Raw genomic sequence first — 19,211 nt, 5'->3', positions numbered from 1 at the left:
AGGGTAGCGTCGCGGCTTATTCAAAAGCCGTGTCTGGGTTTACAGCAGTGGGAGTTTTTACAGGCCGTGCAACACGGTCGTACCGCCGCAAGGTTTATGCGGTTTTGACGCTCTTCAAGATCGAGCCTTCGAACATCTTGGGCAGGTAGCTTTGCAGGAACAGAATCATGCCGGTCATCTTGCCGACGGGATTGCTGAACTTCGGGTCCTTGGCCTGGATCAGCCGCTCGATGGTGCTGACAACCGCGTCCGGTGCTTCGGCCGTGTCCAGGCCTTTTTGGGTCAAGGCTGCAACCTGCTTGCGGTAGGCGCTGTAGTCGGCAATGTCGTTGCCGTTTGCGGAGGTCGCGTTGTGGCCAAGATTGGTCTTGAACCACACCGGCTCGACCATGTTGACCTTGATATTGAACTGATTGAGTTCAAACCGTAGTGATTTGAAATATCCCTGCACCGCATGCTTGGACGCGGAGTAATACGACAGGTTCGGCGGGCCGATCAAACCGACGATCGAACTGATGGTGATGATCTGCCCGCTCTTTTGTTTGCGGAAATACGGCAGCAGCGCATTGGTGGTTTTCACCGTGCCCCAGAAATTGGTTTCGAACTGCTGCCGGCCAACATCGACCGGTGTTTCTTCGGCGATGCCGGTCACCATGTAGCCGGCATTGTTGACCAGGACATCCAGGCGATCGATGGATTGGAACAACGCCTTGGTAAATGATTGGATCGAGCTTTCATCGTCGATATCCAGACGCAATAACTTGAAGGGCACCTTGCTCTGATGCTTCTCCGGTTCGCGGCTGGTGCCGATGACGTTGAAGCCTTTTTTGTGCAGGTTGTTGGCCAGCAGCAGGCCAAAGCCTGATGAAGCGCCAGTGATCAGGACTGTCTTTTTCATGGTGATGTCTCTCAAGCAAGCAGGTTAGCGGAAGGTTGGAGAACAACACCGCCAGACGCCCTGGGTTGCAGTTGCATGGTGTCTGGCGGTTGACGCGCGTTGCGGTGTGCGTTGGTGCATGTGCAGTGCCGATTGCGGGCGAGGCCTGGGCGAGCCCACGAGTTGCCTGCACAGGGCGACTGGACTGCCCACGGACCGCATGTTAGTATCGATTCGGTAGTTAGTCAATACGGAAATGATATGAACTCGAAAACTTCTTCGGACAACCTCTGCCCGATCGCCCGGAGCCTGACCTTCCTGGGCGATGCGTGGACGATGCTGATCCTGCGCGACGCGAACTCCGGGCTGACCCGCTTTGACCAGTTCCGACAAAGTCTGGGAATTGCCCCGACCATGCTGACCAAGCGGCTGGCGACGCTGACCGAGGAACAGCTATTGGAGAAGCGCCAGTATTCGACGCGCCCGCCGCGCGAGGAATATGTGCTGACCCAGGCGGGGCGCGATTACCTGCCGGTGCTTTTCATGATTGGTGCGTGGGGCCGCAAACACCGTGGCGAAGGCAAGCTGCTGCGTTTTGTGGATGCGCAAACCGGTACCGACCTGCAGCCGATCGCCATCGATGCGGTGACCGGGGCGGAAATTGGAACACGCGAAATCCGCATGGTGGTTCCGGAGTGAGGGTGCGGCGCCACTGATCGCTCTCGGCGTGGGTCGACCTTGTGGTGCGTTGACTTCGTGCGCGCTACCCTTGCGCGCGCTCGCTGCCCCTAACGTGTGCATCCGCATGGGCGTGCGCGTCGTTGCCACGTTCGCGCGTCGCCGTTGCGGCAGCCGCGCCTCTCTTTTTATCCAGTACAAGGACGTCTCCGTTGTCGAACCTTTCCCTACGCACCTGTTTGCCGCTTGCCCTTATAAGCGTGCTGTCTGCCTGCAACGGCGCTGGCACCGCCAGCACCAGCGCGCCGCGCCCGGAGGCCGAACACTTCACCCTTGCCGATCTGCAGCAGCTTGGCTGCACCGTCACCGCCACGCCCAAGCGCAACGTGAGCAAGATCCCGTTGATGGGCGAGGTGGATGGCTATGGCGTGACCAGTACCACCGCATGCGCAACCCAGTTGGTCAGCCTGCTGCAGCCGATCAAATACGAAGACGCGGTGTGGGAAGGCGCACGCACGGCAGCCGGCAACTTCGCCAAGAAGCAAGGCTTCGAACGCGAGAGTTTTGAAGGCCAGCTCGGCGAGTACAGCGAGATCGAGGTCTTCAGCCGCAGCGGCAAGCCGGTGGGCTTCGAGTACAGCGTGCAGGCCAAGGGCCAGCTGCATTCGGTGATCGTGGTCTCCGACAGCATCGCGCCGGATGCGGCGTTCGAGGCGGTGTTGAAGAAGAAGCTGTGAGGGCGGGCGCTGCTGTTTTGGGTTGAATGCGGTGGCACTGCATCGAGGCTGGTCCGGCGCAGATCCTGTGTGCATCTACGTGCCGTTGTTGCCAGCCAGGCATCCCACGTAGGGGCAGATGATTACCCTGCCCGGCCACTGCGCAGCTGCGGCAGAATGGAACGGATAACCGTTAGCCGGCAACCCGATTAATGGTAAAGTGAATCCACTCACTTGTTAGCCGGAGAGCACGATGGCGAATCTGGTCAAGCTGGCGACCGCTCGCGCCCTGGTCGATGCCAGTGCGGTCAGACAGGCTTCGGTCGTCGGGGAGGCCGGTGCCTGGACCGTGCAGCTGCAGACCCATAACCAGACCCGTGTGCTGGCCACCAAGGCCAATGCGCCGCGCCGGTTTGGCAGCTTCGAAAGTGCGTTGAAGGTATTGCGCGAGATGGGCATGCCATTGGACGTGCTTCACGTGGATGCTGCCCAGTGGGACGCCGAGGGCGGCACTGCGAAACGCCGGCCGGATCGCTCCGAAGCGATGAAAGTCAAGGAGATGGACGCGCGCTATGCGGTCTCGCTACGCACTCAGACCGAGCACGCCCTGGCCGACCCCCGCCCTGCGCTCTCTAGCGTGCAGGCGAAGCAGCAGATGGAGACACTCAAGGCGCAGCAGCGTGCAGTGCTTGATGCAGCACTGCGTGCAAAGGGCACGCGTGCGTGAGCGTGGCCTGGAAGCAGACCGCGCTGGATGCGCGCACCGCGTTGCTCGCTGCAGCATTGGCACGCGCGATCGAGATCCCCGACCCGCAGATGTATTTCGCAGCGTGTGAACAGGACGACCGGATCGAAGCCGAAGGCGACGCGCTGGATGGTGCTGCCATCTATCTCCCCGGGCCCACGCCGGGAACGCGGTTATACACGTGCCAGGACGGCAAGTATCTGTTGATCTACACACGCGACGGCGACGATGTGCTGATCCTTGCACTCGTCCCTGCGCGCTCCGATTGGAAGCCGACGTAGTAAAAGCGATCTACAGCTCCATGACGTGTCGATGCTACCGCGCGGGGAGGCGCGACCGGTCGACGCCATCGACAGCGCGCTACACCCCACCCAGCGGCTGCAGGCACAACCAGATCGCGCACCAGTGCGAGAGCGCGCCGCCCAGCACGTGGGCGTGCCAGATGGCGCGGTTGTAGACCAGCGATTTGCGCACGTAGAAGGTGACGCCCACGGTGTAGAACGCGCCGCCGGCGACGAACGGCTTGATCACCACGATGCCGGCCCACCCCAGCAACAGGTAGATCGCCACCCAGAAGCCCTTGGCGATGCCGGGCAGGAACAGTTTGGCGAACACGCCGAACAAGGCCACGCTCCACACCGCCACGATCATTGCCCAGCGCCAGGTGCCGTCGAGGGCGACCAGCAGGAAGGGGGTGTAGGAGCCGGCGATGTCGAACCTTTCCTTACGCACCTGTTTGCCGCTTGCCCTTGTAAGCGTGTTGTCTGCCTGCAACGGCGCTGGCACCGCCAGCGCGCCGCGACCGGAGGCCGAACACTTCACGCTTGCCGATCTGCAGCAGCTTGGCTGCACGGTCACCGCCACGCCCAAGCGCAACGTGAGCAAGATCCCGTTGATGGGCGAGACGATGGCTACGGCGTGACCAGCACCACCGCATGCGCGACTCAGCTGGTCAGTCTGCTGCAGCCGATCAAATACGAGGACGCGGTGTGGGAAGGCGCACACACGGCGGCCGGCAACTTCGCCAAGAAGCATGGGTTCGAGCGCGAGAGTTATGAAGGCCAGCTCGGCGAGTACAGCGAGATCGAGGTCTTCAGCCGCAGCGGCACGCCGGTGGGCTTCGAGTACAGCGTGCAGGCCAAGGGCCAGCTGCATACGGTGATCGTGCTCTCCGACAGCATTGCGCCGGATGCGGCGTTCGAGGCGGTGTTGAAGACCAAGCTCTAGCGTGAAGATGCGTCAGAGATAAATTCGAGTGAAATAACTGACAACTTCTTGGCCTCCCATAACATCCGCCCAGCACTCGGTCAAATATTGGGACACGCTACATGCTAAATGCCACTTAAAGTAAAACGGACATACCTGGTTTTCTGAATTTGAATGGCGCCAGGGTATCCCTGGCACCATCTAAGGCTTTTTAAAAAAGTCTACTGCCGATTAGAATCCCGAATATGACCAGACTTGATTGGCGTCTCCGGTGCATTCCCAGATATATGTCCTAGACCCATTCACCGAGCCACGGCCAGGATCGGCAAGGCACTTATTGCTTGCATTGCTTCGAAGCTCTCCGATTAGCTGCCACTGCTGATGTGCACCGTCGTTGCAACTCCACATTCTAATTGGAGATCCATTATTTGCTTGACCATTAGCGACTTCCAAACATTTACCACCAAACTGCACTGAGCCGTTACGCCCAAGTTTCCACTTTTGCTGCGGGAAGCCATTGCAGTCCCATAGTTGTACATTTGCACCGTCGGCCGTAGAACCACCTTCAACATCTAAGCATTTCCCACCAACCCCCCGAATTTCACCGCTGATTGGATCATAGTTCCATCGCTGCTGAGTATTACCCAACCAATCCCATAGCTGCAGCTTGGTGCCATTAGCACTAGAGCCGTTAACGGCATCCAGAACTTTCCCATTGATACCGACAACTGATGCAAATGTGAAACTCCATTGTTGATTTTTACCGCCCAACTGGTCAAATAGTTGAAGTACGGATCCATTCGATGTTCCGTATCCCGCTACATCAAGTACGCGCTGACTTGGAACGCTTCGCAAGTAACCTGTACCAGCTTCAAGTGACCAAACTTGTTGTTCGTTGCCGTTGCAAGAATACTGCTGAATTGATGCACCGTTTGACTTAGCCCCCGCTTCCACATCGAGGCATTTACTGCCCATGCCGATAAGCGCTCCAAATACTGAAGGGGTCGGGCCAGGGGTCGGTGTAGGGGTCGGTGTAAGGGGCGGACTTGGAGGAGCTGGATTTTTCGCAAGGACGATTCCGGACGGAAAGTTGCTAGTGCATGAATTTGTAGAGGTCGTTCCAGATTGGTACCACCCACCTGGAATTGGAGATACGGGGCAAACTACAATCCCTGTGTATGGAACCTGGATAAAATATTGTCCTAGATCGCAAGTTTGGCCATTATTGTTGTACGCCTGAGTTATTACATAACCGCTAGGCACTGGCGAGTCAGCGCAAATCAGCATCTGGTTTCGTGGCAGCTCATATCGGCGCGTCTTGCCAAGTAGAGAACCACAATTTAAGGAGTCACTATTTGAGGTAAATACGTACCCCTCTGGTGTGGGGCTATTCCCACACCCCAGTATGCCGTTACGAGCCTGCTGGATCGTAAATTGCCCTGCTAAGCAGCCTTGCGGAACTGAACTCACGTTTGTTATCACATAGTTTTTAGCTATGGGTGAGTCAGAGCATATCGTGATGTTGTTACGGGCAGCATTGATACGTACTCGCGGCTCGCCACAAACAGTCGTATTGTTGTCTCCATACGGAGTAATTACATAAGGATCAGGTATCTTTGAACTACGGCAAATCAACTTCCCTTCACTCGGGGATTCCACCGTCCATGCCAGACCTGAACCACAGTTGGTAGCGCGCTGTAAAGCAGTTTTTACGTATCCTTCCGGCACGGCACTGTTGGAGCATATTTGAAGCTGGGCGAAAGCTTCTTTTGAATATGTTAAAGCGAAAATAGTTACAACCACCGCTAAGATATTTACTAACCTGTTCATGACATCCTCCATTAGCCTTTCGGCGATAGTTCCCTTATTTTTCACCCATGCCAGTCACATCGATCATATTTAGCAACCTGGCGGATTGCTGACCACCGCGTTTAAGAATAGAAGTCCACTCGGTAGAAAAAATAAAATTTAATTTTTATTTACTTCAAGCCGCGCTCGACCATATAACCCTTCACTCATTATCGACGATATATTTGTCGTGCTACTCACTACGGCATATCGGCCAGTTCATTTTTTGCTCAAAACATTGTGATGAACCGGCTTCCTCCCCTGCATCTTAAAATCTACTCGGTTTATTTGTAAACAAAGTTCATAAAACGCAAGTAATAGCATTAGCTCACACCAGCATTCAGCTGACTGCCAACGGCTGCAGGCACAACCAGATCGCGCACCAGTGCGAGAGCGCGCCGCCCAGCACGTGGGCGTGCCAGATGGCGCGGTTGTAGACCAGCGATTTGCGCACGTAGAAGGTGACGCCCACGGTGTAGAACGCGCCGCCGGCAGCGATCAGCCACAGCACGGTGCTGTCCAGGCCGGCGACGAACGGCTTGATCACCACGATGCCGGCCCACCCCAGCAGCAGGTAGATCGCCACCCAGAAGCCCTTGGCGATGCCGGGCAGGAACAGTTTGGCGAACACGCCGAACAAGGCCACGCTCCACACCGCCACGATCATTGCCCAGCGCCAGGTGCCGTCGAGGGCGACCAGCAGGAAGGGGGTGTAGGAGCCGGCGATCATGACGAAGATGCCGGCGTGATCGAACTTGCGCAGCATCGGTTGGCGCTGCGGTGGGGCAAAGTTGTAGGCCGCCGAACAGCCGAACATCACCAGCAGGCCCAGCGCGTACACGCAGGTGGCCAGCAGCATGGTCTGGCTGGCATGCGCGCGCCAGACCATCCAGGCGCCGCCGACGATGGCCAGGAACAGGCCTGCGGCATGCACCGCGACATCGGCGCGGCGGGCGGAAGCGGTCTTGTAGTGCGGAGCAATGGCGCTGGGGGGCACGGGCACGGCGGTTCTTCGAGGTGGGGGAGCCCACAGCGTGCAGACCAACGGTGACGCAGCGGGGGCAACAGGATACCCGGCTTGCTGAATCCGCTCAGTGAGGCAGGGTCGCCGGTTTGGCGCTGGTGTCACGAACGCTCGGTGTGCCCTGACCACCACGACGATGGACTGGGTCAGATGGGACTGCCCCGCGGCCACGTTGCGTTGGCTCATCGGTATCAAAGGATGTTTTAACAACACGCCCGCTTATTAAGGCATCCTTTAATAGCCCGCATTGGTCGTAAAGGATCCTTGAATGACACGTGTCACCGGCGCATATGCCGTCATCAAGACGCATGACGAGACCGTGCGGGCGTTCGTTCCGGCTCCACTGCCTCCGGCCGCTCCCGTGCTGGATCCGGCCGCCTACCTGGCGCGTAATCGCCTTGCAGAAGTTGCACTGGCGCGGCTGACGGGGATGGCGGGCCTGGTGGCGTCGAGCGAGTGGCTGATCTACAGCGCTGTTCGGCAAGAAGCGCTGCTGACGTCGCAACTCGAAGGCACCCAGGCAACCCTGACCGATGTCTTCGATGATGAGGCGGGGCTGGCGGTGACCAATGCTGACGATGTGGAAGAGGTCACCAACTACCTGCAGGCGTTCAAGTTTGTCCGCGAGCAGCTGCACGCGCCAACAGGACTGCCCATCTCGCTGCGCTTGCTTGCCGAGGCTCACAGAATTCTCTTGGCTGGCGTGCGTGGAGCTCACGCACTGCCGGGCAGCATGCGCACCAGTCAGAACTGGATCGGCGGGACCCGGCCGGGGAATGCCGCATTCGTGCCACCGCCGGCCGATCGCCTGGCCGAGGTGTTCGGTGATCTGGAGCGCTTCATCCATGACCCGCAGCCCACGCTGCCACCGCTGGTACGGATTGCGTTGGTGCACGCGCAGTTCGAAACCATCCATCCGTTTCTGGACGGCAACGGCCGAATCGGGCGGTTGTTGATCGCGGCCCTGCTGGAAGACTGGCAGCTGCTGTCAGAGCCGTTGTTGTATGTGTCCGGCTACCTCAAAGCGAACCAAAACGACTACTACCGGCACCTGTCAGCCATCCGCACGCATGGCGATTGGGAAGCATGGGTTGGATTCTTTCTGGATGCTGTGGAGGCTTCTGCCGAACAGGCACAGCGCAGCATTGTGGCAATCGCTGCATTGATCGCGGCCGATCGCAAACGCGTGCTGAGTACCGGCAGCAGTACCTTGCAAGCACTACGACTGTTCGAGTTGCTGCCCACCATGCCCAAGCTCACCGTCGACCGTGCCCAGCAAGCGCTGGAGGTGTCCTACCCCACCGCGCGCGCAGCCGTGACGACCTTGCAGGACATCGGTGTGCTGGTGGAAACCACCGGCCGCGCACGCGGGCAGAGCTTCAGCTACCAAGCCTATGTGAACGTGTTGCGGGCTTAGAGCGACAGCGCACTGGCAATGAAGGCACGCGTTACTGAATCCGCTCAGTGAGGCAGGCTCGCCGCTTGGGGCCGGGTCTCATACCCTGAGACATCCTTTTTGTTTGATCTCCCTCTTTGGGAGCCTTGTGATATGCCTCCGTTTGCTCTCGCTCCCCGCACCGAAACCGCCGAACGCGCGCTGGCCACCACCGATGGCCGGCCCAGCCGCGATGGCGCGCTGCTGACCGAACGCCTGGAACGGCGTTACCACGACCGCATCACCGGCAGCTTCACCCTGCCCGGGCGCGAGGGCCGCTATGCGCCGATCCCGGACGATGTTCCCAGCGCGCTGCGTGATGCCTTGCATGCGCGCGGTATCACGCAGCTCTACAGTCATCAGGCCGACGCCTGGGCGGCGAGCCAGCGCGGCGAACATGTGGCAATCGTGACGCCCACGGCCTCGGGCAAATCGCTGTGCTACACGCTGCCGGTGGTGAGCGCGGCGATGACCTCCGGTGCCAAGGCGCTGTACCTGTTCCCGACCAAGGCGCTGGCGCAGGATCAGGTGGCCGAGCTGCTGGAATTGAACCGCGCCGGCGAGCTGGGGGTGAAGGCCTTCACCTTCGACGGCGATACGCCCGGCGATGCGCGCCAGGCGATCCGCCTGCATGGCGACATCGTGGTGAGCAACCCGGACATGCTGCATCAGGCGATCCTGCCGCATCACACCAAGTGGGCGCAGTTCTTCGAGAACTTGCGCTATGTGGTGATCGACGAGATCCACACCTATCGCGGCGTGTTCGGCAGCCACGTCACCAACGTACTGCGCCGGCTCAAGCGCATCTGTGCTTTCTATGGCGCCAATCCGCAGTTCATCCTGTGCTCGGCCACCATCGGCAACCCGCATGCGCACGCGCAGGCCTTGATCGAAGAACAGGTGCATGCCATCACCGAATCGGGCGCGCCCACCGGCGACAAGCACGTGCTGCTGTGGAACCCGCCGGTGGTCAATGCAGACCTGGGCCTGCGCGCCTCCGCACGCTCGCAGAGCAACCGCATTGCGCGCATCGCGATCAAGAGCGGGCTGAAGACGCTGGTATTTGCGCAGACACGCCTGATGGTGGAAGTGCTGACCAAATACTTGAAGGACATCTTCGACAACGACCCGCGCAAGCCGCCGCGCATCCGTGCGTACCGCGGTGGGTATCTGCCCACCGAGCGGCGCGAAGTGGAGCGCGCGATGCGCGCGGGCAACATCGACGGCATCGTCTCCACCTCGGCGCTGGAGCTGGGCGTGGATATCGGCGCGCTGGATGTGGTGATCCTCAACGGCTACCCCGGCAGCGTGGCAGCGACCTGGCAGCGCTTCGGCCGCGCCGGGCGCCGCCAGCAGCCGTCGTTGGGCGTGCTGGTGGCCAGCTCGCAACCGTTGGACCAATACGTGGTGCGGCACCCGGATTTCTTCGCCGATGCCTCGCCCGAGCATGCGCGTATTGCGCCGGACCAGCCGCTGATCCTGTTCGATCACATTCGTTGCGCCGCATTCGAATTGCCGTTCATTGCCAGCGAACCGTTCGGGCCGATCGACCCGCTGGTGTTTCTGGAAGCGCTGGCCGAGAGCGAAGTGATCCACCAGGAAGGCGACCGCTGGGAATGGATCGCCGACAGCTACCCGGCCAATGCAGTGAGCCTGCGCTCGGTGGCCGATGGCAACTTCGTGGTGGTGGACAAGACCGACGGCAAGCAGCAGATCATCGCAGAGGTGGATTATTCGGCCGCCGCGCTCACGCTTTACGAAGGTGCCATCCACATGGTGCAGAGCACGCCGTACCAGGTGGAGCGGCTGGATTGGGAAGGCCGCAAGGCCTATGTCACGCGCACCCACGTGGACTACTACACCGACAGCATCGACTACACCAAGCTGAAGGTGCTGGACCGCTTCGACGGCGGCGTGGCCGGGCGTGGCGACTCGCATCACGGCGAGGTGCATGTGGTGCGGCGCGTCTCCGGCTACAAGAAGATCCGCTATTACACGCATGAAAACATCGGCTACGGGCCGGTCAATTTGCCCGACCAGGAGTTGCACACCACGGCGGTGTGGTGGCAGTTGCCGCAGGCGACGCTGGGCAAGGCGTTCGCCTCCAAGCAGGACGCGCTGGATGGTTTTCTGGGTGCGGCCTACGCGTTGCACGTGGTGGCCACGGTGGCGGTGATGGCCGATGCGCGCGACCTGCAAAAAGCCGTGGGCAACGGCGATGGCGCGTGGTTTGCGGTGGCCGACCAGACCGGGCGCGGGCAACTGCGCGGTGTGGAAGAAGGCGAAGAAGGCGCGGTGGAATTGCAGCAGGCGTTCGTGCCCACGGTGTATCTGTACGACAACTTCCCCGGTGGCGTGGGCCTGAGCGAGCCGCTGTGGTTGCGCCAGGCCGAGTTGCTGCAGCGCGCCGATGAGTTGGTACGGCGTTGCGATTGCAGCGCCGGCTGCCCGGCGTGCGTGGGGCCGGTGTTGGCCGCGCACGAAGAAGGTAAAGGCGAGTCGCCCAAATCGCTGGCGTTGACGGTGCTGGCGCTGTTGTTCGATGCGGATGCGCCGTTGCGCCACGCCACCCAGGTGGACGAGGACCTGGCGCTGGACGTGCTTGCATGAGTGTGAGTGCGGACCGGCTGCGCTTGCTGCGGCGTCAGGCCGGGCATGCCGATGTGCGTGCGCCGGTGACGATTGCAGACGGCGATGCACCGCACGGCGCGCAGGCAGCGCCTGCGGTGGATGCGAATGCCGGAACTGTTGCTGGAGTGCCCCAACTGCATTCCAATGCAGGCGCGCGTGTTGCGCCGCATGCAGCGATGGCACGCGCGGTCGTGGATGCTGCTCCTACTGGCGACGTTGCCGCACGTGAGGTGCGTCGTGGTGCATCTTCGCCCTGCGATGCGCCGGCGATCGCGCAGACCGGCGTGGACGATGAAACCTCAGCGTTCGCGACCGAATGCATGATGCTTTCGCCTGCACAACAGATGCACTCCGCAGTGGTCGGACGAACATCTGGTGAAGCAGTTGTTGTGGGCGATGCGCGCACGCGTGCCGCAAGTGAAATGCCTGCAACGGCACAGCCGGCGCGTGACCCGGCAACGCCGGTGGCTGGCAGCGGCCCTGGTGTCAGCGCAGAACGTCTGCGCTTGCTGCGTCGTCAGGTCGGCGGGCTGACGCCTGCAGCGCGCAAGGACGATGCGGTGATGCCGACGCGCGCGCAGCGTCAGCCTGCGTCAGGTGCCACCTCGCAGGGGTGGCGCGTTGCGCCGCGCGATGCTGCTGCGCCAAGCGCGCAGGCAGGCAACGTAGACGCTGGCAGTGACCGGCGTGCCCCGGCACAGACACAGACACCGGCAATGACGCGCCGCGCCTTGCAGGCACCGGGTGCTGCAACGCCAGCGCGCGATGCCTCCGTGTTTGCCTGGGTGGAGCACGACGTGCGCCACCGGCCGGTATCTGCGTTGCAGTCGCCGTCGCCGTCGCAATCGACTGCACATGCCGATGCCGATACAAATGTCGCTGCCGCTGCTGCGAAGCGTCTGCCTGCATCGCATGAAGCGTCTATCGCACCGATGCCCGCTTCGCAGCGACGCACCGATATCGCCGGCTTGCGCAAGATGATCGGCCTGCGCGAACGTGCGGTGTCAACGCACACGCCGGCGCGCGCAGCGTCCACCGATCGCCATCTGCCCGGCAACGAGATCGCGCCTGGCCTGCATCTGATCGAAGACTTTCTACCGCAGCCGATTCCGCACGAAGCCTTGTCGCTGGCGTTCGCCAAACGCGAGGACGCGGTAGACCCGATGGATCTGCTGTTCTTCGATACCGAAACCACCGGCCTGGCCGGCGGCACCGGCACGCGCGCCTTCATGATCGGGGTGGCCGATTGGTACATGGACGACGCACACGGCAGCGGGCTGCGCGTGCGTCAGTTGATGATGTCCACGATGGCGGCCGAGAGCGCGATGCTGGATCTGTTCCGCAGCTGGCTGTCGCCGCAGACGGTGCTGTCCAGCTACAACGGCCGCTGCTACGACGCACCGTTGTTGAAGACGCGCTATCGGCTGGCACGCCGCGGCGACCCGATCTCCGCGTTGGATCATGTGGATCTGCTGTTCCCCACCCGCCGCCGCTATCGCGGCACCTGGGAAAACTGCAAGCTGGCCACCATCGAACGACAGCTGCTGCGCGTGGTGCGCGAGGACGACCTGCCCGGCTCCGAAGCCCCGGCCGCCTGGTTGAGTTACCTGCGCGGCGGCAGCGCGCGCAACCTGCGCCGCGTGGCCGAGCACAATCATCAGGACGTGGTGACCTTGTCGCTGTTGCTGCAACGCCTGGTGGCGGTGGACGCGCAGGACCGCGAGGTGATTCCGATGCTGGAGATGCCGTAGCGCTGGACCAGGCGCTGCGCTGGCACAGCGTGGCCCGCATGCCGCCGGGCCACGCTATGCCAGCGCGGGATCACTGCGCCAATGTCACTGCTCCGGCTCGATCTGTTTGGCTTGCTCGTTGAGGTAATGGCTCACCGGTGCGCCGCGGTACTGATCGGTCAATCGCCCCAGCGATTCGGCGCGTACATCCGCCGCCTGCCTTGCTGCGGCGTCGTGCGGACCTTGGGGCGCACGATCCAGACGGCGGCCTTCGCGCACTGCCGCAACATGCGCCGGGTCGGCTGGCTTGGACGCGGCGCGGAACTCGTTGGTGCGCTGCTCCACGATCGCCGCATCGCGTGCGGTGTCGATGGGGGTTTCCGGCGGCAGGTCCAGTTCCATGCCGGTATGTCCACGCGCCAGCGTGCGGTTTTCCAGCAGCGCGAGCAGTTCTTCCTCGGGCTGGTCGGTCAACAGGCTTTCGCCGGCGTCGCGAAAGGCACCGGCGGTGGTGCGCTGAATCCCAAAGGCTTCGCCGCTGAGCTTTTGCATCTCGCCGAAGTTGCGCCAGACGTAATAGTCCTTGTCGTGGTTGGCGCGCGGCAGCGAGAAATCCTCATACCGGTAGCCGGACGAAAATGCCGCCTGCGCGTAAGCCGAGTCCGGCTGACGCAAGCGTGTGCGTGTCAGTTCCATGGCCTTGCCCGCAGCGCTTTGCTGATCGGTGGCCACCGCCTCCACGATGACCGGGCGCATCTTGTTCCAGCTTTCCAGCCACTGCACTGCGGTCTCGGCCAGCCCCTCGGGGCCATCGTCCTTGCCCGGGAAGAAATCGCGCAGCTGCGGGTCGGCCAGCATGCCCTGGCTGAAGACCGGCACCACATTGATCTTGGACAGCAGGCGATCGAGCGCGGCACGGCGGGGCGCATCCTGCGAGTGCATCGGATTGATCTGGTAGTGCTTGTACAGATTGGACACGAATTGATCGAAGCCGCCCGTGTAGTACTTGGCATACAGCTTGATCGCCGCCCCCTGGCGCAGATCCGGCCGGCGCATCAGCAGCATCGCCACCGCCTCGGCGGTGTCTTCCTTGCAATCCAGCGCCACCGACATCGCCTCCGGCTTTTGCAACGCGTGCTCCAGTGCCTGCTCCACGGCGGCAATGGTCTGATCGGTCTTGATGAAGTTGCCATCGACCGGGTTGCGGATCACCAGCGGCATGTCACGCAACTGGGCGAACGGCACCTGCGAGACCAATCTGTTCTGCGGGTCGTCGGTCATGCGTCCAATGCTGAAGTCGTGCATCAAGACCGGCACGCCGTCGGCACTGACTTCGACATCCAGCTCCAGGTTGCGATACCCCTGTGCGTAGGCGCGATCGATGGCGGCAAGCGAGTTCTCCGGAATGCCGGCGTGGTTGTCGAACAAGCCCCGGTGCACCATCACGTCCTTGCCCAGCGCGCGCGTGCTCGGCGCCTGGAAATACGCGTCGTGAACCAGCTCCTTGCGGTGCTTGCGCAGCAGCGCGTCCTTGCCGGCCACCAGATGATGGTCGTTGGCATTGAAGAACGCTGCACCGCCGTCGCGCGCCGGCACCTCGTGGCCGTGGTAGCGCGCGGCTTGCTGCAACTTGCGGCGCGGCTGCGTGGAGGCGGCGGGCTGCAGCCAGTGCGGCGTTGTCAGCCCGTGGCCGGGCAGATCCAGCGCCTTGCGCAAGGCAGTGTGGGCTGCGTCGCTGAAGGTGTCGCCAGGCGCAAACGCGCGCTGCAGATCGAAGATGATGCGGCCTTGCTGCGCATCGACCAGCACCGGGCCTCCCGCTGCACTGGCGCAATCGGGTAGCGCCTTGGCCATGGCTTTGAACGCGGCTCTATCCAGATACACCGGCTGCAGCGCTCCAGCTGCAAGCTTTGCTGCAATGCTGTCCTTCTCGGGCGCGATACCGGCCTGCGCGAGGTGGGTGGCCAGCTTGCTTTGCAGCGCTTGCACCGTGATCTGCCTTGCCTGCACTTCGGCCAGCCGCTGCTCCGAAAACTCGCTGTCCAGTGCCACCAACGCCTGCTTGCCGGTCATGGCGCTGTCGTTCAATGGCACCAGCGGTGGTTGCATGAGGGCCTGGCGACGAGGCCGTGCACGCAAGGGCAGATTGCCGCCTGGCACGTGCGGCACCTCCATCGGGGTGATGGCACTGGTGTGCGTGGGTGTTGCCAGCGCGGTGGTGTGCGTGGCGGCTGGTTGCAAAGGACCAATACGCATGACGACCTCAAGAGCACTGCGGGCGGCCAGTAAAGCGCGTGGCATATGACAATTTGCAACCGAGGCGAAGTCTGCCGCCGCAATGCGAAACGATGCCCCCGGCGCACCGCATCACGTGGCCCGGCGCCTGCGCTAGAACAGCGTTTCCTTGAACGGCAGCATCGCCGCGCCCAGCACCGTGGCGTGTGCCTGCACCTGCCCGACCAGCAACGCCGGATACGGCGATGCGACGCCGCGCCGTGGCGCGGATTCGAAAGCGATACGGGCGATCAGCCGCTGCGCAAGATCTGCCGGCAGGCGCGCGCCGAAGACGATGACGCGCGGGTCGATCAACGCGATGATCGCCGCCACCGCCAGCGTCACGGTGGGTTGCACCGCATCCAGCCAGGCCTCGATCTGCGGCCACGCTGCGTCGTAGTGCTGCAGCATGGTGTGCAGGTCCGGCAGCACATGGCCATCGGCGACCAGCGCCTGGCGCAGGCTTTCCAGCGTTGGCCGCGCCATGCCGGTGATGGCCGAGATGCGCCCCAGTTCGCCCACGTTGCCGTGCGCGCCGCGGTGCACCTTACCGGCGGCGATCACGCCCGCGGCGAAGCCGTCGGCGATCGTCAGATAGACCAGATCCGGCGATTGGCGGCCAACCCCGTACAAGGCCTCGGCCAGGGCGGCGCAATGGGCGTCGTTGTCCATCCAGACCGGCAACTGCAGGCGCTCGGCGATGAACCGGTCCAGCTCCACCTGCATCCATTCGGCGGCCAGCGAAAGCGGCGGATTGACCCGGGTGCCGTCGCCGATGCGCGGGCCGGTCATGCTGACGCCCACCCCGAACAGCCGCTGCCGGTCCACACCGGCCGCCTGCAACAACTGCTCCAGCAATTCCGGCAAGCGCGCCGCGAGCAGATCCAGCGTCAGCGGGAAGGCCGTGAGCTGGCGCATGCCGCGGACCTGCCCGGCGAAGTCGATCAGCACCACCGCGATGCCATCGACCATCACCGAGACCCCCACGCTGAACGCGTAGCCGGGCACCAGACTGAGCTGCACGCTCGGTTGGCCGCGACCACGCCGCAGCGACGGGCCGAGCTGGAGCAGGCCCTGTGCGACCAGCGGGTCGATGATGCCCTTGGTGCCGGGAACGCTGAGCCCGCTGGCGCGCGGCAGATCGGCACGTGCCAGCTGGCCGGCACTGCGGATCAGATCCAGCAACGCGCGCTCGCTGGAACCGGCGGCCTGCCCGTCGCTACGGCGGCGGTAATGCGAACGAATGGCCGCGTGGGCGAAGAAGGAAGACATAGAAAGCAAAAGGGCAGTGGTTGTCACATAAGCTTAAATTAAGCAGATTAATTTAATCCGCCTGCGGCACCGCGTTGGGGCCGCCCGACATCGCGGATCGTGCCATGCGTCTGTTTCATCCCTCTTCCTCTGGCCCTGTGTGTCTGCCCGGTCCGGCCTGCGGCCCGCAGCGTCGCATATTGTCGCTCGCGCTGGGCATGGCCGTGGTGGGCTGGATGCACGCGCCGGCCCAGGCTGCCGAGGCGCCCGCCGATGCCTCGGCGCAGACCCTGGATGCCGTGCAGGTGCGCACCTCGTTCCAGTCGCAGAACACGCGTGCCATCGCCACCAAGCAGGCCGCGCCCACCATCGTGGATTCGGTCGCCGCCGACAGCATCGGGCAACTGGCGGACTTCAACGTGGGCGATGCGCTGCGCCGGGTCACCGGCGTCAGCACCGTGGAGTACCAGGGCGAGCCGCGCTACGTGACGGTGCGCGGCCTCAACGGCAACTACAACAGCATGCTGATCGACGGCTTTGCGTTCGCCAGCAACGACATCGGCAGCCGCCAGGCAATGATGGATGTGCTGCCGGCCAATTTTGTCGACCGCATCGATGTGGTGAAGTCGTTCCTGCCGGAAAACGACGGCGGCGCGATCGGCGGCGTCACCAACCTGGTCACCGCCACCGGCTTCGGCCGCCCGGACGGCCTGCTCACCTTCTCGGCCAAGGGCGGCGCCAACCTGATGGGCAGCCGCTATGGCGGCAGGACGCCGGTTGGCGAGGGCGACCTGAAGTGGGGCAAGCGCTTCGGTCGCGACGGGCAGTTCGCCTTTTTGGGCGCCGCCAGCCAATGGCGGCGCGAGATCTCGGTGCCGCAGCAGGAAAACGGCGGCGGCTTGAACTGGTACGCCGCCAATGGCACGCGCGATCCGGTGGCCTATGGCGGCACCGGCGATGCGGTGCCCAGCGAGCGACGCTGGTACAACTACGACAACACTCGCGAACGGCGCAGCCTCACCGCGCGCGTGGACTGGCAGCCGGAGGGCCCGCTCAGCGGCCATGTGTCCGGTTACAGCTTCCGCCAGCGCGAGGCCTCGGACCGCTATACCCAGAACGCCCAGGTGCAGAACAGCGCGCGCCTGAGCCGCACCGGCCCGCAGAGCGGCACGCTCGACAACGTGAATCAGTACGTGGAATTGGGGCAGTTGCGCTGGAAGCGCGCGCTGTCGGGCATCAACGGCGAACTGCTGGCCGAGTTGCCGGCGCAGTGGCGCGCCGCGCTGCGCGCCAGCACCTCGCGCGCAACGGTGGACAACCCACAGACCTGGGACCGCTTCCAGCAAAATCGCCTGGCCTACGGCTTCGACTGGAGCGGCACGCTGCCCGCCTTCACGCCCCTGGCCCCGGCCCTGGCCGACGACCCGGGGCGCTACGCAAACCTCTATCACCAGCAGGAACGCACCGGCTACGCCGAACGGGTCGGCGATCTGCAGCTGGAGCTACGTCGCAACATGGACGAGGACAGCCGTGGGCTGGGGCTGGCCGTTGGCGCGCGGCAGGTGCGCACGCACATGCGCACCGACGTGCAGCGCACCACCTGGAACGGCTTGCCTGACACCTTGGCCGACGTGCTGGGCAGCCCCACCTGCGCGCTGGGCTGCAACAGGCAGATGATGACCATCGACCCGGCATTGGCGGATGCGCGCTGGGATGCCCTCGCCGGCCAGGCGCGCGGTGTGGTGGACACCACCGCGCAGAACAGCGGCAGCTACAGCGTCGACGAGCAGGTGCGCGCCGGCTTTGCCCAGGCGCAATGGCGCGGCGAGCGCTGGCTGCTGGCTGGCGGCATCCGTCTGGAACACACCCGCTTTGCCAGCGCCGGCCAGCAGCTGAGCGGAACCACCTGGACGCCGGTCAGCGCGGTGCATACCTACCGCAACTGGTTGCCATCGCTCAGCGGGCAACTGCAGACCAGCGCCAACGGCACGCTGCGCTTTGGTGCCTCGCGCTCAATCGGCCGCCCGCGCTTGGACCAGATGGCATTGAACGGCGGCGTGCTGCAGCTGGGCAGTACACCGCCCACGCTCAACCAGGGCAACCCGGACCTGCAGCCGCGCCGCTCGCAGAACCTGGACCTTGGCCACGACTGGAGCTTCGACGACGGCGGCAGCCTGCTGTCGATCGCGCTGTTCCACAAGACCATCGACGATGAAATCTTCCGCTACGGTCAGATGGACAGCATCGACGGCGAGCAGGTGCTGGTCACCCAGCCACGCAATGTGGACCGGCCGGTGCGCCTGCGTGGCGCCGAGCTGGGAGCCATCAAGGAGCTGGGGCCGTTGCTGCCTGCGCTGGACGGCTTGTCGGTGTCGGCCAATGTCACGTTCCTGGACGTGGAGTACCCGGTGGTGCTCGGCGATGGCACCCGCACCACCCTGGACGTACTGCCGCAGCAGCCCAGGCAGTTGTGGAATCTGACCCTGAATTACGCCCGTGGCCCACTGCGCACCACGCTGGCCTGGAGCCGCACCGGCGAGCTGTGGGATGACCGCTTTCCCAATTACAGCAGCCTGCCCGAGTTCTATCGCAACCGTTACCAGCAACCGCTGGACCGCATCGATCTGAAACTGGGCTGGGATGTGTCGCCGGCGGTGTCGCTGAGCCTGGACGTGCTCAATCTGGCCGGCCAGGGCTACCAGTACCGCATCGGCCGCGATCAGGAATATGTGCAATCGGCCTGGAAGATGGCCCCCACCGTGATGGTCGGCGTCAATGTCAAACTTTGAGGAGCTG

The 19,211-nt window shown here is 63.1% G+C and carries 15 protein-coding genes and 1 pseudogene; 10 read left to right on the top strand and 6 right to left on the bottom strand.

The features are described 5' to 3' along the window. Positions 1 to 94: 94 nt before the first annotated feature. Entirely contained in the window at positions 95 to 898 is an 804-nt protein-coding gene (locus tag AC1PLU_RS00360; RefSeq protein WP_481107356.1) for an SDR family NAD(P)-dependent oxidoreductase, read from the bottom strand. Positions 899 to 1,213: 315 nt separating this feature from the next. On the opposite strand from AC1PLU_RS00360, the gene AC1PLU_RS00355 reads away from it, so the two are divergent. The 4 genes from AC1PLU_RS00355 (at position 1,214) to AC1PLU_RS00340 (ending at position 3,297) form a co-directional block, all read left to right on the top strand. Further along, the gene (locus tag AC1PLU_RS00355) at positions 1,214 to 1,576 is read left to right on the top strand and encodes a winged helix-turn-helix transcriptional regulator (RefSeq protein WP_481107355.1); all 363 of its coding nucleotides are present in this window, start codon (positions 1,214 to 1,216) and stop codon (positions 1,574 to 1,576) included. Positions 1,577 to 1,815: 239 nt separating this feature from the next. Next, on the top strand, positions 1,816 to 2,292 hold the full coding sequence (locus tag AC1PLU_RS00350; protein WP_481107354.1) for a hypothetical protein: 477 nt from the start codon (positions 1,816 to 1,818) through the stop codon (positions 2,290 to 2,292). A 232-nt stretch (positions 2,293 to 2,524) separates the two neighbouring features. Continuing rightward, complete coding sequence (locus AC1PLU_RS00345) at positions 2,525 to 2,998, top strand: hypothetical protein (protein WP_232372201.1); 474 nt, start codon at positions 2,525 to 2,527, stop codon at positions 2,996 to 2,998. Next, positions 2,995 to 3,297: a hypothetical protein gene (locus AC1PLU_RS00340; protein WP_006452061.1), complete on the top strand. Its 303-nt coding sequence runs from the start codon at positions 2,995 to 2,997 to the stop codon at positions 3,295 to 3,297. Before AC1PLU_RS00345 ends, AC1PLU_RS00340 begins: the two co-directional genes overlap by 4 nt. A gap of 79 nt (positions 3,298 to 3,376) precedes the next feature. Here AC1PLU_RS00340 and trhA (AC1PLU_RS00335) read toward each other — a convergent pair. Beyond that, positions 3,377 to 3,727, bottom strand: a pseudogene (gene trhA, locus AC1PLU_RS00335) (PAQR family membrane homeostasis protein TrhA); the annotation flags it as partial. Between trhA (AC1PLU_RS00335) and AC1PLU_RS00330 the strand changes: the two are divergent. Continuing rightward, the gene (locus AC1PLU_RS00330) at positions 3,726 to 3,938 is read left to right on the top strand and encodes a hypothetical protein (protein ID WP_481107353.1); all 213 of its coding nucleotides are present in this window, start codon (positions 3,726 to 3,728) and stop codon (positions 3,936 to 3,938) included. The pseudogene trhA (AC1PLU_RS00335) and the gene AC1PLU_RS00330 overlap by 2 nt on opposite strands. After that, positions 3,935 to 4,243 (top strand): hypothetical protein, encoded by a 309-nt coding sequence (locus AC1PLU_RS00325; RefSeq protein WP_481095797.1) that lies wholly within the window; start codon positions 3,935 to 3,937, stop codon positions 4,241 to 4,243. Before AC1PLU_RS00330 ends, AC1PLU_RS00325 begins: the two co-directional genes overlap by 4 nt. A gap of 210 nt (positions 4,244 to 4,453) precedes the next feature. Here AC1PLU_RS00325 and AC1PLU_RS00320 read toward each other — a convergent pair whose 3' ends face one another. Together AC1PLU_RS00320 and trhA (AC1PLU_RS00315) are read right to left on the bottom strand one after the other, a co-directional pair. Then, the gene (locus AC1PLU_RS00320) at positions 4,454 to 6,097 is read right to left on the bottom strand and encodes an RICIN domain-containing protein (protein WP_481107352.1); all 1,644 of its coding nucleotides are present in this window, start codon (positions 6,095 to 6,097) and stop codon (positions 4,454 to 4,456) included. Between the two features lie 313 nt (positions 6,098 to 6,410). Continuing rightward, positions 6,411 to 7,073, bottom strand: coding sequence for a PAQR family membrane homeostasis protein TrhA (trhA, locus tag AC1PLU_RS00315; protein ID WP_481107351.1), 663 nt, complete (start codon positions 7,071 to 7,073; stop codon positions 6,411 to 6,413). A 289-nt stretch (positions 7,074 to 7,362) separates the two neighbouring features. On the opposite strand from trhA (AC1PLU_RS00315), the gene AC1PLU_RS00310 reads away from it, so the two are divergent. The 3 genes from AC1PLU_RS00310 to AC1PLU_RS00300 all read left to right on the top strand — a co-directional run bounded on the left by AC1PLU_RS00310 (position 7,363) and on the right by AC1PLU_RS00300 (position 12,911). Then, positions 7,363 to 8,511, top strand: a complete 1,149-nt coding sequence (locus AC1PLU_RS00310; RefSeq protein ID WP_481107350.1) for a Fic family protein — start codon at positions 7,363 to 7,365, stop codon at positions 8,509 to 8,511. 132 nt (positions 8,512 to 8,643) lie between these two features. Further along, positions 8,644 to 11,139 carry a DEAD/DEAH box helicase gene (locus AC1PLU_RS00305; protein ID WP_481107349.1) on the top strand — a complete coding sequence of 832 codons (2,496 nt, stop codon included), beginning with the start codon at positions 8,644 to 8,646 and terminating at the stop codon, positions 11,137 to 11,139. Beyond that, positions 11,136 to 12,911 (top strand): ribonuclease H-like domain-containing protein, encoded by a 1,776-nt coding sequence (locus AC1PLU_RS00300; RefSeq protein WP_481107348.1) that lies wholly within the window; start codon positions 11,136 to 11,138, stop codon positions 12,909 to 12,911. Before AC1PLU_RS00305 ends, AC1PLU_RS00300 begins: the two co-directional genes overlap by 4 nt. Before the next feature lie 84 nt (positions 12,912 to 12,995). Here AC1PLU_RS00300 and avrBs2 read toward each other — a convergent pair whose 3' ends face one another. Both avrBs2 and AC1PLU_RS00290 read right to left on the bottom strand, forming a co-directional pair. Further along, entirely contained in the window at positions 12,996 to 15,146 is a 2,151-nt protein-coding gene (gene avrBs2 / locus AC1PLU_RS00295) for a type III secretion system effector avirulence protein AvrBs2 (RefSeq protein WP_481107347.1), read from the bottom strand. Between the two features lie 132 nt (positions 15,147 to 15,278). Next, on the bottom strand, positions 15,279 to 16,436 hold the full coding sequence (locus AC1PLU_RS00290; RefSeq protein WP_481107346.1) for an ROK family protein: 1,158 nt from the start codon (positions 16,434 to 16,436) through the stop codon (positions 15,279 to 15,281). Positions 16,437 to 16,540: 104 nt separating this feature from the next. On the opposite strand from AC1PLU_RS00290, the gene AC1PLU_RS00285 reads away from it, so the two are divergent. Next, the gene (locus AC1PLU_RS00285; protein ID WP_481107345.1) at positions 16,541 to 19,204 is read left to right on the top strand and encodes a TonB-dependent receptor; all 2,664 of its coding nucleotides are present in this window, start codon (positions 16,541 to 16,543) and stop codon (positions 19,202 to 19,204) included. Positions 19,205 to 19,211 lie beyond the last annotated feature (7 nt).

Source organism: Xanthomonas sp. NCPPB 2933, from assembly GCF_056725225.1.
Note: the sequence above shows the minus strand (reverse complement) of the source record. Positions and strands in the feature narration are given on the sequence as shown.

Bases quoted from the DNA above. Each gene is read 5' to 3' on its own strand.
- AC1PLU_RS00310 (WP_481107350.1), top strand. From the start codon at position 7,363: ATGACACGTGTCACCGGCGCATATGCCGTCATCAAGACGCATGACGAG.
- AC1PLU_RS00300 (WP_481107348.1), top strand. From the start codon at position 11,136: ATGAGTGTGAGTGCGGACCGGCTGCGCTTGCTGCGGCGTCAGGCCGGG.
- AC1PLU_RS00345 (WP_232372201.1), top strand. From the start codon at position 2,525: ATGGCGAATCTGGTCAAGCTGGCGACCGCTCGCGCCCTGGTCGATGCC.
- AC1PLU_RS00305 (WP_481107349.1), top strand. From the start codon at position 8,644: ATGCCTCCGTTTGCTCTCGCTCCCCGCACCGAAACCGCCGAACGCGCG.
- avrBs2 (WP_481107347.1), bottom strand. From the start codon at position 15,146: ATGCGTATTGGTCCTTTGCAACCAGCCGCCACGCACACCACCGCGCTG.
- AC1PLU_RS00355 (WP_481107355.1), top strand. From the start codon at position 1,214: ATGCTGATCCTGCGCGACGCGAACTCCGGGCTGACCCGCTTTGACCAG.
- AC1PLU_RS00285 (WP_481107345.1), top strand. From the start codon at position 16,541: ATGCGTCTGTTTCATCCCTCTTCCTCTGGCCCTGTGTGTCTGCCCGGT.
- AC1PLU_RS00290 (WP_481107346.1), bottom strand. From the start codon at position 16,436: ATGTCTTCCTTCTTCGCCCACGCGGCCATTCGTTCGCATTACCGCCGC.
- AC1PLU_RS00360 (WP_481107356.1), bottom strand. From the start codon at position 898: ATGAAAAAGACAGTCCTGATCACTGGCGCTTCATCAGGCTTTGGCCTG.
- AC1PLU_RS00330 (WP_481107353.1), top strand. From the start codon at position 3,726: ATGTCGAACCTTTCCTTACGCACCTGTTTGCCGCTTGCCCTTGTAAGC.